This window comes from Streptococcus sp. oral taxon 056 str. F0418, from assembly GCF_000220065.1.
Classification (GTDB): Bacteria; Bacillota; Bacilli; order Lactobacillales; family Streptococcaceae; genus Streptococcus.
Genome location: NZ_AFQU01000001.1, coordinates 767,278 through 782,258, shown reverse-complemented (window position 1 = coordinate 782,258; position 14,981 = coordinate 767,278). Strand labels below are relative to the sequence as shown.

Here is a 14,981-nt window from a genome sequence, read left to right as displayed (position 1 = left end):
ATGGCTTCAGCTAGATTATTTTCCGTTTTCCAAAAAGCGCTTCTTACCTAATTTATGATATAATAAAAACAATCTATGCAGTTTTATAAAGGGGGAAACATGTTTCCAGATGATAGTTTGACCTTGCACACTGATTTGTACCAAATCAACATGATGCAAGTTTATTTTAACCAAAATATGCACAATAGACGCGCAGTCTTTGAAATTTATTTTCGCAAGAATCCCTTTAACAATGGCTATGCAGTTTTTGCAGGATTGGAGCGAATCATCTCTTATCTCAATCATTTGACCTTTAGCCAGAGTGATTTAGAGTATTTGGAAACTTTAGGGTACCAAGGTGAGTTTCTAGATTATTTACGAAATTTTAAGATGAGTCTGACAGTTCGTTCTGTTCAGGAAGGTGATTTGGTTTTTGCTAATGAACCACTAGTACAGGTGGAAGGACCTCTAGCTCAATGCCAGCTTGTTGAGACTGCACTACTTAATATTGTAAATTTCCAGACCTTAATTGCGACTAAGGCAGCTCGTATCCGCTCGGTTATCGAAGATGAACCATTGATGGAGTTTGGTACTCGTCGTGCCCAGGAGGTGGATGCGGCGATTTGGGGGACGCGGGCAGCAGTGATTGGTGGTGCAAATGGTACCAGTAATGTTCGAGCTGGTAAGTTGTTCAACATTCCAGTATTAGGTACTCATGCTCACTCTCTAGTGCAGGTTTATGGCAATGACTATGATGCTTTCATGGCTTATGCCAAGACTCATCATGACTGTGTTTTCTTAGTAGATACTTATGACACTTTGCGCCTAGGTGTTCCAGCGGCGATTCGAGTAGCTCGTGAGCTGGGGGATAAGATTAATTTTTTGGGTGTGCGTATTGATTCAGGAGATTTGGCTTATATTTCCAAGAAAGTTCGGCAACAATTGGATGAAGCTGGCTTCCCTGATGCTAAGATCTACGCTTCCAATGACTTGGACGAAAATACGATTCTCAACCTAAAGATGCAGAAGGCCAAGATTGATGTCTGGGGAGTAGGTACCAAACTCATTACAGCCTATGATCAGCCAGCTTTAGGGGCGGTATACAAAATCGTTGCCATCGAAGATGAGGAAGGTCAACTCCGCAATACGATCAAACTTTCTAATAATGCTGAAAAAGTTTCTACTCCAGGTAAGAAGCAAGTCTGGCGGATTACCAGTCGAGCAAAAGGGAAGTCTGAAGGAGACTACATTACCTATGATGGAACAGATGTTCAAGCTTTGCAGGAGCTAGAAATGTTCCATCCGACCTATACCTATATTAATAAAATAGTCAAAGATTTTGATGCCGTGCCATTATTGAAGGATATTTTCAATGAAGGGAAGTTGGTTTATAAGCAACCAAACTTGACTGGGATACAAGCTTATGCGCGCAAGGAATTTGAGAAGCTTTGGGATGAGTACAAGCGAGTTCTCAATCCGCAAGATTATCCGGTTGATTTGGCTAGAGATATTTGGCAGGATAAGATGGACTTGATTGATCAGATGCGAAAAAAGGCCAATCAGACAGGAGTAGCAGAATGAGCCTACAAGAAGAAATCATCGCCCAGCTGGGTGTCGAACCAATCATTGACCCGGAGGAAGAAATTCGCAAATCGGTGGATTTCCTCAAGTCCTATCTGAGAAAGCATCCTTTTTTGAAAAGCTATGTTTTGGGGATTTCTGGTGGTCAGGACTCTACACTGGCTGGCCGTCTAGCCCAGTTAGCTGTCGAAGAGATGCGGAAGGAAACAGGAGATGATAGTTATCGCTTTATCGCAGTCCGTCTTCCTTATGGAGTTCAAGCGGATGAAGCTGATGCTCAGAAAGCCCTGGCTTTTATCCAGCCTGATGTCAGTCTGACAGTCAATATCAAAGAATCTGCCGATGCCATGACAAGGGCTGTAGAGGCAACAGGTGCCAAAGTTTCTGATTTTAACAAAGGCAATATCAAGGCCCGCTGTCGCATGATAGCTCAGTATGCTTTGGCCGGTGCTCATAGCGGTGCGGTAATTGGAACGGACCATGCAGCTGAGAATGTCACAGCCTTCTTCACTAAATTTGGAGATGGTGGAGCGGATATTCTGCCACTTTATCGCCTCAATAAACGACAAGGTAAGCAGTTGCTCATAGCCTTAGGAGCTGATCCGGCCCTCTATGAAAAGGTGCCGACGGCTGATTTGGAAGAAGAAAAGCCTGGGATTGCAGATGAAGTTGCTCTGGGAGTGACCTATAATGAAATTGACGACTACCTCGAAGGCAAGTCCGTTTCAGCCCAAGCCCAGGGAACTATCGAATCTTGGTGGCTTAAAGGTCAGCACAAACGCCATTTGCCGATTACGATTTTTGACGAATTTTGGAAGTAAACAACTCTATCGAAACATTTTAGTCTGAACCAAGAAATGAGGAAGCTATGAAAAAGATAGGTACACAGTCTATTGAAACGAAACGTCTCTTGCTCAGGCCTTTTATAAAATCAGATTATCAGGCTATGTACGACAATTGGGCTTCACGTCCGAATAACCTTCTTCACGTAACGTGGGATGCACATCCAAATCCTGATACGACAAGGCAATCTATTGCTCGTTGGGTTGATTGTTATCAAGATTTAGGTTTTTATAAGTGGGCAATCTGCCTCAAGGAAACTCCTGAGTATGCGATTGGCGATATTAGTGTGGTAAATAAGGATGAGAAGATTAATTCCTGCGAAGTTGGTTATATTTTGGGTGAAGATTATTGGGGTCAAGGTCTGATGACAGAGGCACTAAAGGCAGTATTAGCTTTCCTTTTACAAGAGGCAGGTTTCAATCGAGTGTCAGCGGAGTTTGTCACTGTTAATCCAGCTTCTGGTCGCGTAATGGAAAAGGCTGGTATGAGCTATGAGGGGACCTTACGTCAAGCAAAATTCCATAAAGGTCAAGTCAAAGATTATTCGATCTATAGCATTCTACAATCAGATTTATAAAGAAGAGAGTGGGACAAAAGTCCTAGCCTCTCAATTGTCTTTGGATTGTCGAGCAAGACGCAGTGGTTGAGTGGACTCTACTACGCTGATTCCATCAGCTTTTACAGCCCTACTCAACTGTGCGGAGGTGGGACGACGAAATCGAATTCTAACGAATTACCGATTTCTGTCCCACTCTCTTTTTACTTGCACTGATTTTGTAAAGTTCTATAATAGAAGTAAAATAAGAGTTTTTCTGTATGATACAATTGATTACTTTAAGGCTTATTTGTTCATTGTTTGGTGCAAAAGGATTTTGAAATATACCCTTATCTGGTGATGTTAGAATAAGGCTTAATCAGATAAAATAATCATTTTGAATACAGATTAAATAAGGAGGACTTTATGCATTCGCTAGAGCAAAATTTCACAGATAAGTTGTATGCCGCTTATGAGGCAAATCCCAAGTATGCAGCACTGGAAAATGCTATTAGTCATAACGGACTTTTAGTTTCGTTGGAAAAACGCAGTAGTGCTGTGGATAATACACCTGTTTTTTCAATAGATCTTACAAAAGATAAGGTTAGTAATCAAAAGGCGTCTGGTCGTTGCTGGATGTTTGCAGCCTTAAATACATTTCGCCATAAAATGATTTCGGACTTTCAGTTGGAAGACTTTGAGTTATCTCAGGCTCATACTTTCTTTTGGGATAAATATGAAAAATCTAATTGGTTTTTGGAGCAAATATTGGCTACTGTCGATCTGGAGTTGACTAGTCGCAAAGTCAAGTTTCTTTTAGATACTCCTCAGCAGGATGGAGGCCAGTGGGATATGGTTGTCTCTCTGTTTGAAAAATACGGTGTTGTTCCTAAAGCGATCTATCCTGAGTCTGTCTCTTCCAGCAATAGCCGGGAGCTCAATCAAATGTTAAATAAACTTCTACGTCAAGATGCACAGATCTTGCGAGAATTAGTTAAGGATGGTGTTGATCCATCTACTCTTCAAGTAAAAAAAGAAGAGCTGCTACAAGAAATTTTCAACTTCTTAGCTATGAATCTTGGTTTGCCACCACGCCGGTTTGATTTTTCTTATCGGGATAAGGAGAATCACTTCCACAGCGAAAACAACTTGACTCCACAGGAATTTTATCGTAAGTATGTTGATCTTCATCTGGATGACTATGTTTCTATTATCAATGCTCCAACAGCTGATAAACCTTACGGTCGATCTTACACAGTTGAGATGTTGGGCAATGTGGTTGGTAGTAAGCCGGTTCGATACCTGAATGTCGAGATGGACCGCCTGAAAGAGTTAGCTATTGCACAGATGCAAGCTGGAGAGACTGTATGGTTTGGCTCAGATGTTGGCCAGTCTAGTAATCGTAAAGCTGGAATTATGGACAAAGGTATCTATGATTTCACTTCCAGCATGGATCTTCATCTGACGCAGGATAAGGCGGGTCGACTGGACTATAGTGAAAGCCTTATGACTCACGCAATGGTTCTGACAGGAGTTGATCTAGATGAAGATGGAAGATCTAAAAAATGGAAAGTAGAAAATTCTTGGGGAGACAAGGTAGGCAATAAAGGGTATTTTGTGGCAAGTGATGCTTGGATGGATCAATATACTTATCAAATAGTTGTCCGAAAAGAATTTCTATCAGCTGAAGAATTAGTTGCTTATGAAGCTGAACCAATTGTCTTAGCACCGTGGGATCCGATGGGAGCTTTAGCGAAATAAACATTAAAGAGAGTGGGACAGAAATCGGTAATTCGTTAGAATTCGATTTCGTCGTCCCACCTCCGCACAGTTGAGTAGGGCTGTAAAAGCTGATGAAATCAGCGTAGTAGAGCCCACTCAACTACTGCGTCTTGCTCGACAATCCAAAGACAATTGAGAGGCTAGGACTTTTGTCCCAGCCTCTTTTTCTATTATTATGGATTAGTGTTTTGTATATTGCTCTGTTGGGAATCAGACGAAAGACTAGATTCTGTTGAGCTGGAAGATGTAGAGGAACTAGATGTGGAAGAACTTTCACTACTACTTGTTGATGACTCTGAAGTAGTAGACTGAGGAAGGTAACGATTTGGATTCGTTCCGTTTAGATAAAGGTAATAACCGACACGATAGACACCGTTTGGTTGTACCCAGTCTTCATTACTTTCTGGGGTTAAGTAAGTCATCATAGCGCGATAGACTTCAGTAGCGACCTTGATGCCATCATCTAGAACAGGAGTAAGACGATTGCTATATCCTGTCCAAACAGCCATCGAATACTGTGGAGTATAGCCGACAAAAAGTTCATCTGGGGTGACAATGCTTGAACCCTGATGTTCTTTTGTGAGTTTGCTTAAGTCATCTTCGGTGTAGTTAGATGTTCCTGTTTTACCAGCCTGATGGATTCCTGGAATAGCAGCATTTACACCTGTCCCAGAAGTCAATACAGTCTTCATCATGTCTGTCATCATGTAGGCAGTTGTTTCTTTCATAGCTTTGGTACCTTCATTAGAGAAGTTTTTTTCAGTTCCATCGCTAAAGACTATTTTATTGATATATTGTGGTTTATGGTAAGTCCCGCCATTAGCAAATGCTGCGTAAGCGGCAGCCATTTTTTCGCTACTTGCTCCATAGTCATTTCCTGATTTTGTGGTATTGCTGGAAATAGCATTTGAATAGTGGAGCTCAGGATAATTGATTCCAATTTTATTTAGGAATTTAAGAGCCTGCTTTAGCCCAACAGCTTCTAAACTTTTAACGGCTGGAACGTTTCGTGATTCTTGAATAGCATACTGCATAGTAATCGTTCCATAGTAGCGCATATCCCAGTTATAGACCGGGGTATTGGTGCCAGGGTAGTTGTATGGACTATCTGTGATAGTGGCAGATGTTGCGCTGTAGATCCCGTCTTCAATGGCAGGAGCATAATCCGTAATTGGTTTCATCGTTGACCCCCAGTCACGGTTAGTTTCTACAGCTTGGTTGGTACCAAACGAAACATTAGTAGCTTGATTGCGTGCACCTAGTTGGGCGATGACTTTCCCATTTGATACATCCATAACAGTAGATGCTACTTGTAATTCATCATCTGGATAGTTGACGTAGGTATCAGAATTATAAATTTCCCAAAGTCGTTTTTGTGCTTCAGTATCGACGTTGGTATAGACATCCATACCAGTTGTCAATAAGTTATATCCAGTTTCTTTTTCGACTTGCTCAATAACTTGTTTGAGATAGTTGTCCATGTAAGCTGGATAAGATGCAGTGCTCTTTAGGCTTTGAAGGCCATCTGTGACAGGAGTGTTTATAGCTTGTTCATATTGTTCAGCAGTAATATATTTTAGTTTATACATTTCTGAGAGAACAATATTCCTGCGTTTTTGGGCAGCTTCAGGCTGAGAGTAGGGATCGTATTGATTTGGTGCTTGAGGCATACCGGCTAACAGAGCAAGTTGCGGTAAAGATAAATCTTTTAAATCTTTACCATAAAAACTTTGAGCGGCTGTTTGCATTCCGTAGTTGCCGTTTGACATATAGACTTTATTTACATAGTATGTCAGAATTTGTTGTTTAGTGGCTGTTCTCTCTAACTGGAAGGCAAGCCAGGCTTCTTGGGCTTTACGTGCAATTGTTTGGTCTGCTTTTGAGGTAGAAAAGTAAGTGAGTTTAATCAACTGTTGGGTCAAAGTGGATCCACCTTGAAGTCCACTTGAACGATGAAGGAGGTTATTAATGGTTGATCCGACAATCCGAATGGAATCAATTCCGCGGTGATTAAAGAATCGATGGTCTTCGATAGCAACAATCGCATTCACCAAGTCAGTAGGAATTTGATCAGTCGTAACATTGACACGTTTCTCAGAGCCCAAATCTGCAATTAAGTTATTTTTATTATCGTAAATCTTGCTGGAAGTAGTGGCAACGAGCTTATTTTCAGAAAGCTCTGGAGAATTACTTACATAGTAGAGGAATAGACCACTTCCGGCCAATACTCCAAGGATGAAGAGGGAGATAAGCCCGCTTGCAATCCATTTGAGAGCCGTCATGATAGTTTGTTTATTCATTTGATTGACCACCTAATAATTTTTTTGAGACAATATCAAGATAAGGAATACTCGGAAGGATACTCTGATTAACGAGATAGCCATGCTCTTGTATGTAGGTCAAAGGCATTGACTTACTTCCTTTGTCGATCTTGTAAAACTCAATTAAGTAAGGAGCTGGAAGGAGATAGGTCTCCTTAAGGCTCGAAAAGTGAAGAAGAACAAAGCAAATACCACCTTGTTGAATAACTTGATCCATATGCTCAATTTGATGAGAATGAAAGTTTTTCATAGGCATTGACTGTTTTTGCCGTGTTTCTTTAGCCTCAAAGTCAATATAATGACCTTGATACACTCCAGAATAGTCAGTGGTAGAAGCCTGACGAAAATATGCTTCTACAATTTTTGCACGGCTTCGTCTTGGATAATCCACTTTTACAATCTGGATCGGTGTAGTTTTTTGTGAATGACAGCCATACCACGACTAAGATAGTAGTCATTAGTATCATTGATCATTTTTTCAAAAGACATCCCTCGATTAGCAAAATCAATTGTTCCTTTTTTCACTTTTTTTATATTATTTTTAGGGATAACCTTATGTGGATAGTTGACCATAAAACTCCTTATTGGTACAATAACATCACTCTATTATAACATAAATCAATTGTAAAGGGATAAAAAATGGTTAGTGTACTAGTTGTGGGCTATAAAGCTTTTGAATTAGGAATATTTGATGAGAAAGATTTGCGTCTGAAAATGATCAAAACAGCCATTCGTAGAGACCTGATCTATCTATTAGAGAATGGTATGAAATGGCTTGTTTTTACAGGTAATTTAGGGTTTGAAAACTGGGTGTTAGATGTAGCTAAAGAGTTACAAAAAGAATACGATTTACAGCTAGCGACGATTTTTCTGTTTGAAAATCAAGGTGAAAATTGGAACGAAGCAAATCAAGAAAAACTAGACAGCTTCAAAAAAGTCGATTTTGTCAAATATGCTTATCCAAAATATGAAAATCCTAGTCAATTTCGAGAATACAACCAATTTTTACTAGAAAATACAGATGGCGCTTATCTTTTTTATGATGAAGAAAACGAAACGAAGTTGAAATATCTTTACCAAAAGATGAAAGAACAAAAACAATATGATATCAAAAAATTAACATTTGATGACTTAAATGAAATAGCAGAAAATTTTTCTGAAATTTAAAGTTTAGACCTTGATTTTTCTCTTTAGTTTCGTATATAATGATAGTAATGAATTAGAATGGAGAGAGAAATGGCCCGTATTATTTTTACCCCGAAAAATATTTTTGATCAAGATTTTAAGACAAGCGTTCGTGGCTATAGTAAGCAAGAAGTCGATGAGTTCTTAGATGAAGTAATCAAGGACTATGAGACATATGCTACCATGGTCAAAGAATTACGTGAGGAAAACACTCGTTTGAAACAAGAACTTTCTAAGCGTATGCAGGAAGCACCAACCTCTACAGCTTCACAAGTACACCAATCTTTTGGTGATACAGGACAAGCAACAATCACTAATTTTGATATTTTGAAACGTCTAAGTCGCCTAGAAAAAGAAGTATTTGGAAAACAGATTCAAGAAAGTGAACTGAATCAGTTGTAAAAAATAGGACGTGCAATTTTTGGATAATCGCATGGGGAGATTTCTTCATGAGGAAAGTCCATGCTAGCACTGGCTGTGATGCCGGTAGTGTTTGTGCTAGGCGAAACAATAAGCCTAGGGACGGATTTTTCCGTTACGGCGGCTAAAACAGCTAAGTCTTTTGATATGCTGGAGTATGCCTGAAAGTGCCACAGTGACGTAGTTTTTGCGGAAACGCAAAAAGTGGAACGCGGTAAACCCCTCAAGCTAGCAACCCAAACTTTGGTCGGGGCACGGAGTGCGTGGAAACGAACATAGCATTCTGACTGGAAACAGTAGACAGATGATTATCGAAGGAAATGGTACCTAGTCATTTCTGGAACAAAACATGGCTTATAGAAAATTGCATATAGGTAGAGGCTAGGGCGTGGTTCTTAGCCTCTAATTGTAATAAGATTTCCATATTTAGAGTATGTTAGGAAAATAGTATGTTTATTGATACAAAATGCTGATAGGACTAAATAGGGATATCTATTTATTTTGAGGAAAATATGAAAAAAACATTTCAGTTAATAGCGACTGCGGCTGCAGGTCTTGAAGCGGTAGTTGGTCGAGAAATTAGGGAACTTGGTATTGAATGTCAAGTCGAAAACGGCAGAGTTCGTTTTGAGGGAGATATAGAAAGTATTATTCAGACGAATCTTTGGCTACGCTCGGCGGATCGAATTAAAATCATCGTCGGGATGTTCCCAGCTAAAACATTTGAAGAACTCTTTCAAGGGGTCTTTGCTCTGGATTGGGAAAATTATCTGCCCTTGGGTGCTAAGTTTCCAATTTCTAAAGCAAAATGCGTCAAATCCAAGCTTCATAATGAACCAAGCGTTCAAGCTATTTCTAAAAAAGCCATTGTGAAGAAACTCCAAAGATATTATGCTCGTCCAGAAGGTGTTCCGCTTATGGAAAATGGACCTGAATTTAAGATTGAAGTTTCTATTCTAAAAGATATGGTGACTATCATGATTGATACGACTGGTTCTAGCTTATTTAAGAGAGGATACAGGATAGATAAAGGTGGAGCACCGATTAAGGAAAATATGGCGGCGGCGATTTTATTGTTGTCGAACTGGTATCCTGACAAACCGTTGATTGATCCGACTTGTGGCTCAGGAACGTTTTGTATTGAAGCCGCTTTGATTGGTAAAAACATTGCACCAGGACTCTATCGTTCATTTGCTTTTGAAGACTGGACTTGGGTGGAGAAAGATCAGGTTCAGAAAGCTAGGGCAGAAGCACGTGCTCAGATGAAGCAGGATGTACAACTGGATATTTCTGGTTCAGATTTGGATGCTCGGATGATTGAAATTGCTAGAAATAACGCCGAAGAAGCTGGAGTGGCGGATTCGATTTTATTTAAGCAAATGCGCTTGCAAGATTTACATACAGATAAGATAAACGGTGTCATTATTTCAAATCCTCCTTACGGGGAACGTCTTTTGGATGATTCAGCAGTTACAAAGCTTTATCAAGAGATGGGAGAAACTTTTGCTCCTTTACAAACCTGGAGCAAATTTATTTTGACTAGCGACGAAGCATTTGAAAGCAAATATGGTAGTTCCGCTGATAAGAAAAGAAAGCTCTACAATGGAACATTGAAGGTTGATTTGTATCAATATTTTGGTCAAAGAGTCAAGCGTCAATTGAGAGAGTAGAAAGGACGAATATGAGCAAGAAAAAGAAAGCGCCGATGAATCAAGAACAAGAATCGATTCTAGATTTTGAAGTAGCAAAGGAAATGACGATTGGACAAGCAGTCAGAAAAAGCGAAGAATTAGAAGCGGGCGTCCATGAAGATGACAATGTTTTAGATAAATATATCAAACAACATCGCCAAGAAATCGAAGCCGGCAAGTTTGCTGCAACAACTCAGTTGACAGAAGAAAATATTGAGATTGAGGAAAAAGAAGATTTAGAAGAAGTTCTTGACACAGAAATGCCAATAAGCGATGAAACAGACGTTCCTGATTCTGAAATTCAAGACTTAGATGCAGAAGTCAGTCAAGCATTTTCGGACGAAGTAGTATCTGATTCAAGGTTAGAAGATGAACTAACTGAAGTTGCTGAAGTCACTGAGGAAAACGCTTCTGAATCGGAAGAAAAGCCAAAGTCTAATAAAAAAGTCCTTATTGGACTTGTAAGTATATTTGCTGTGGCAGGGATTGCTGCAACTGCTTATTTTACAATCAATAGGAATCAAGCGAGTAGAATGGCAAGTGATTCTAGTAGTCAGACAAGTCAAAAAACAAGTTCTAATAGTTCGAGCTCTGAAAACAAAGCTTTGAAAGTCTTTAATAGCTTGTATGATTCTTTCTTCACAGATAAGAATAAACTGGCAATTAAAAATAGTAGTTTTGCGAATTTAGAGCAATTAAAAACCAAGTTAGAATCGTTGAAAAATAGTAAGGAGTATACAGTAGCAAAAGCGAAGTATGAAAACTTGGTCAAACAAGTCTCTGCTATCCAAGCAGTCAATGCTCAATTTGAAACACCAGTTATCAAAGACGGTGTGTTAGATACAAATGCTAAAGTCAAGAGTGGTGCTACTTTTACAGTAACAAAGACAGGAAATGACAATCTAGACAAACTTCTTAGCTCTGCTATTAGTCAGGGAAAAGGTCAGCAGACATTGGCGTCGCAAGGTAGTCAAGGTGCGTCTTCAGCTGATTCACCTTCTAGTGCTTCTCAGGAAGCTCCTGTAGCTAGTGCGGATCAATCAGCAAATACGAATGCTGGCATTGGACAGACAAGTACGGGTGTTGCCCTTCAACGAAATTTAAGTCGTGTTCCTTATAATCAAGCTCTTATTAATGATGCTGCTAATGCTGCGTGGAGCTTTAATCCTGGAATTTTAGAAAATATTTTACAGGTCTCACGTGAACGTGGGTATATCACTGGAAATCAGTACATTATTGAGAAAGTAAATATTATAAATGGAAATGGCTATTATAATCTCTTTAAACCAGATGGTACCTATCTATTTAGTATCAATTGTAAAACGGGATATTTCGTTGGAAATGGTTCAGGTTATGCAGATGCTTTAGACTATTAATAAAAGAGGCTGGGACAAAAGTCCTAGCCTCTCAATTGTCTTTGGATTGTCGAGCAAGACGCAGTGGTTGAGTGGGCTCTATTACGCTGATTTCATCAGCTTTTACAGCCCTACTCAACTGTGCGGAGGTGGGACGGCGAAATCGAATTCTAACGGATTACCGATTTCTGTCCCACTCTCTTTTCTGTTTCTATCAGACAATATGGCGTTTAAAAGGATCATCTGATATTCCTTGTTTTAGAATTAATTTAGCCCACTCCTTAGCTGAAAAAAGACTATGATCTTTATAGTTTCCGCAGGATTCAATAGTAGTGCCAGGGACATCTTCCCAAGTAGTTGCTTCAGCGATTTCTTCGAGGCAGGATTTGATAACTATAGCAATTTCTGTTGTAGTGTGTTGCCCCCACATAATCATATGAAATCCTGTTCGGCATCCAAAAGGTGAGCAGTCAATTAGACCGTCGATACGCTGACGGATAAGCATGGCTAGTAGATGTTCGATTGTATGTAGACCAGCTGTTGGGATAGAGTCTTCATTTGGTTGGACGAGTCGGATATCAAAGTTTGAAATGACATCACCTTTAGGTCCACTCTCTTCTCCAATAAGACGCACATACGGTGCTTTAACGATGGTGTGGTCTAACTCAAAACTTTCAACAATGACTTTTTTAGGCATAAAAAATCTCCTTTGTAATCTATTTTTATAGTTTGATTATAGCAAATATTTTTACGAAAAAATAATTTTTTCTAAATACCATATAGAATAAGGATTTGTTTGAAATTAAATAAAATAATATAAGAAATCGCTCTCTTTTTTGATAAAATCAGTTTGTTTATTTGCTAAATTTATGATAAAATAAATAGGAATTTACTAATTCAACTTAAAATAAATTAATGAGGTAAAAACATGGTAAATATTCTAGTTCTTGTTTTTGCCGTCATCATTGGTTTAGTCATTGGATATGTAAGTATCTCGGCTCGAATGAAATCATCAAAAGAAGCTGCAGAACTTACTCTTTTGAATGCTGAACAAGAAGCAACGAATTTACGCGGACAAGCCGAACGAGAAGCAGATATGATCCGAAAGGATGCAGAACGTGAGACGAATTCGCTTAAAAAAGAAGCACTTTTGGAGGCAAAAGAAGAAGCCAGAAAATATCGAGAAGAAGTTGAAGCAGAGTTTAAATCTGAACGCCAAGAGCTGAAACAAATGGAAAGCCGCTTGACGGAGCGTTCAGCTAGTCTTGATCGCAAAGATGATAATCTGACCAACAAAGAACAATTACTCGAGCAGAAAGAACAAAGTCTTTCAGATAAAACTAAATACATTGATGAGCGGGAAGAGCAACTAGCGGAGCTTGAAAAACAAAAAGAAGCCGAACTAGAAAGGGTTGCTTCCCTTTCGCAAAACGAAGCGCGTGACTTGATTCTTTCTCAAACAGAAGAAAAGCTAACCAAAGAAATTGCAGTGCGTATCCGTGAAGCGGAACAAGAGGTCAAAGAACGCTCAGATAAGATGGCAAAGGACATCCTAGTACAAGCTATGCAACGTATTGCTGGCGATTATGTGGCTGAGCAAACGAACTCGACAGTTCACTTGCCTGACGATGCTATGAAAGGTCGAATTATCGGTCGAGAAGGTCGAAATATCCGGACCTTTGAAAGCCTGACGGGAATTGATGTGATTATCGATGATACTCCAGATGTTGTGACCTTGTCTGGCTTTGATCCTGTTCGCCGCGAAATTGCCCGTATGACAATGGAGGCTCTTCTAAAGGATGGTCGAATCCATCCAGCTCGTATCGAGGAGTTGGTGGAAAAGAACCGCTTAGAAATTGATAATCGAATTCGAGAATACGGTGAAGCTGCGGCATATGAGATCGGTGCTCCAAATCTCCATCCTGATTTGATGAAGATTATGGGACGTTTGCAATTCCGAACTTCTTATGGTCAAAATGTGTTGCGCCATTCGATTGAAGTTGCGAAGCTAGCAGGAGTTATTGCTGGTGAACTCGGTGAAAATGCAACATTGGCTCGCCGAGCAGGTTTCCTGCATGACATTGGTAAGGCGATTGACCGAGAAGTGGAAGGAAGCCACGTTGAAATTGGTACTGAGCTCGCTCGTAAGTACAAAGAACATCCAGTTGTTGTCAATACCATTGCCAGTCACCATGGAGATGTGGAGCCTGAGAGCGTTATTGCAGTGATTGTTGCTGCAGCGGATGCTTTGAGTGCGGCTCGTCCAGGTGCTCGTAGCGAGTCCTTAGAAAGCTACATTAAGCGATTGCATGATTTAGAAGAAATCGCAAATGGCTTTGATGGTGTTAAAACTAGCTTTGCTTTACAAGCTGGGCGTGAAATTCGGATTATGGTTCATCCTGAGCAGATTAAGGATGATAAGGTGACGATCTTAGCCCACGATGTTCGTGAGAAGATTGAAAACAATCTAGAATATCCAGGAAATATCAAGGTTACTGTTATCCGTGAATTGCGTGCCGTTGATTATGCTAAATAGAGAAAACAGCTTACGGGCTGTTTTTCTTATGCGATAGATTAGTCATAAAAAGCAGTTGAAAAATATACTATTTTTTGGTACACTAAGTAAAAGACTGTGAAGGAGAACAAATGACGGAACGTGGCTTGTTAATCGTCTTTTCTGGTCCATCAGGTGTCGGAAAAGGGACGGTTAGACGTGAGATTTTTGAAAGTTCAGAAAATCAATTTCAATACTCTGTATCCATGACAACACGCCCACAACGACCAGGCGAAGTGGATGGTGTGGATTACTTTTTTAGAACTCGAGAAGAATTTGAAGAGTTAATTCGCCAAGGGCAGATGTTGGAATATGCTGAATACGTTGGAAATTATTACGGTACGCCATTGACCTATGTAAATGAAACATTAGACAAAGGAATTGATGTCTTTCTTGAAATAGAAGTGCAAGGAGCACTCCAAGTCAAGAAAAAAGTTCCAGATGCGGTCTTCATTTTCTTGACGCCACCTGACTTAGAGGAGTTACAGGATCGTTTGGTTGGTCGTGGGACAGATAGCGTCGACGTGATTGCTAAACGAATCGAAAAAGCGAAAGAAGAGATTGCTTTAATGCGTGAGTATGATTATGCCATTGTTAATGATGAGGTTAGTTTAGCTGCTGAACGTGTAAAGCGTGTGATCGAAGCAGAGCACTTCCGAGTTGATCGCGTCATTGGACACTACCAAGATATGATCAAGCATTCGGCAGTCGTAAGATAAAGATTAGAAATTAGGT

At 39.8% G+C, this 14,981-nt stretch carries 12 protein-coding genes, 1 other RNA gene and 1 pseudogene; 11 read left to right on the top strand and 3 right to left on the bottom strand.

Features of this window, described 5'->3' with window-relative positions; all coding sequences use genetic code 11:
* Nucleotides 1-99: 99 nt before the first annotated feature.
* The 4 genes from HMPREF9182_RS03865 (at nt 100) to pepC (ending at nt 4,699) form a co-directional block, all read left to right on the top strand.
* Nucleotides 100-1,560, top strand: coding sequence for a nicotinate phosphoribosyltransferase (locus HMPREF9182_RS03865; protein WP_009754884.1), 1,461 nt, complete (start codon nt 100-102; stop codon nt 1,558-1,560).
* On the top strand, nt 1,557-2,381 hold the full coding sequence (nadE, locus tag HMPREF9182_RS03860; protein ID WP_009443177.1) for an ammonia-dependent NAD(+) synthetase: 825 nt from the start codon (nt 1,557-1,559) through the stop codon (nt 2,379-2,381). Before HMPREF9182_RS03865 ends, nadE begins: the two co-directional genes overlap by 4 nt.
* A 47-nt stretch (nt 2,382-2,428) precedes the next feature.
* Nucleotides 2,429-2,980, top strand: a complete 552-nt coding sequence (locus HMPREF9182_RS03855; protein ID WP_009754348.1) for a GNAT family N-acetyltransferase — start codon at nt 2,429-2,431, stop codon at nt 2,978-2,980.
* Between the two features lie 384 nt (nt 2,981-3,364).
* Nucleotides 3,365-4,699 carry an aminopeptidase C gene (pepC, locus tag HMPREF9182_RS03850; protein ID WP_009443115.1) on the top strand — a complete coding sequence of 445 codons (1,335 nt, stop codon included), beginning with the start codon at nt 3,365-3,367 and terminating at the stop codon, nt 4,697-4,699.
* Nucleotides 4,700-4,893: 194 nt separating this feature from the next.
* On the opposite strand, the gene pbp1a is transcribed toward pepC, so the two are convergent.
* Nucleotides 4,894-7,020: a penicillin-binding protein PBP1A gene (gene pbp1a / locus HMPREF9182_RS03845; protein WP_009443997.1), complete on the bottom strand. Its 2,127-nt coding sequence runs from the start codon at nt 7,018-7,020 to the stop codon at nt 4,894-4,896.
* Nucleotides 7,013-7,614, bottom strand: a pseudogene (gene recU, locus HMPREF9182_RS03840) (Holliday junction resolvase RecU). Before recU ends, pbp1a begins: the two are co-directional and overlap by 8 nt.
* A 66-nt stretch (nt 7,615-7,680) precedes the next feature.
* Here recU and HMPREF9182_RS03835 point away from each other — a divergent pair.
* From HMPREF9182_RS03835 to HMPREF9182_RS03820, 5 genes are all read left to right on the top strand, one after another.
* Entirely contained in the window at nt 7,681-8,208 is a 528-nt protein-coding gene (locus HMPREF9182_RS03835) for a DUF1273 domain-containing protein (protein WP_009443831.1), read from the top strand.
* A gap of 69 nt (nt 8,209-8,277) precedes the next feature.
* Nucleotides 8,278-8,628 (top strand): cell division regulator GpsB, encoded by a 351-nt coding sequence (gene gpsB / locus HMPREF9182_RS03830; protein WP_009755085.1) that lies wholly within the window; start codon nt 8,278-8,280, stop codon nt 8,626-8,628.
* Between the two features lie 15 nt (nt 8,629-8,643).
* An RNA gene (rnpB, locus tag HMPREF9182_RS09905) (RNase P RNA component class B) lies at nt 8,644-9,008 on the top strand.
* A 150-nt stretch (nt 9,009-9,158) separates the two neighbouring features.
* Nucleotides 9,159-10,316 carry a THUMP domain-containing class I SAM-dependent RNA methyltransferase gene (locus HMPREF9182_RS03825; RefSeq protein ID WP_009754255.1) on the top strand — a complete coding sequence of 386 codons (1,158 nt, stop codon included), beginning with the start codon at nt 9,159-9,161 and terminating at the stop codon, nt 10,314-10,316.
* 11 nt (nt 10,317-10,327) lie between these two features.
* Nucleotides 10,328-11,713 carry a cell division site-positioning protein MapZ family protein gene (locus HMPREF9182_RS03820; protein ID WP_009443234.1) on the top strand — a complete coding sequence of 462 codons (1,386 nt, stop codon included), beginning with the start codon at nt 10,328-10,330 and terminating at the stop codon, nt 11,711-11,713.
* Between the two features lie 193 nt (nt 11,714-11,906).
* On the opposite strand, the gene HMPREF9182_RS03815 is transcribed toward HMPREF9182_RS03820, so the two are convergent.
* Nucleotides 11,907-12,389, bottom strand: coding sequence for an S-ribosylhomocysteine lyase (locus HMPREF9182_RS03815; protein WP_009754741.1), 483 nt, complete (start codon nt 12,387-12,389; stop codon nt 11,907-11,909).
* 231 nt (nt 12,390-12,620) lie between these two features.
* Between HMPREF9182_RS03815 and HMPREF9182_RS03810 the strand changes: the two genes are divergently transcribed.
* Nucleotides 12,621-14,228, top strand: coding sequence for a ribonuclease Y (locus HMPREF9182_RS03810; RefSeq protein ID WP_009754663.1), 1,608 nt, complete (start codon nt 12,621-12,623; stop codon nt 14,226-14,228).
* A gap of 110 nt (nt 14,229-14,338) precedes the next feature.
* A complete protein-coding gene (gene gmk, locus HMPREF9182_RS03805; protein WP_009755079.1) occupies nt 14,339-14,965 on the top strand; it encodes a guanylate kinase in 627 nt (208 codons plus the stop codon).
* Nucleotides 14,966-14,981: the final 16 nt, after the last annotated feature.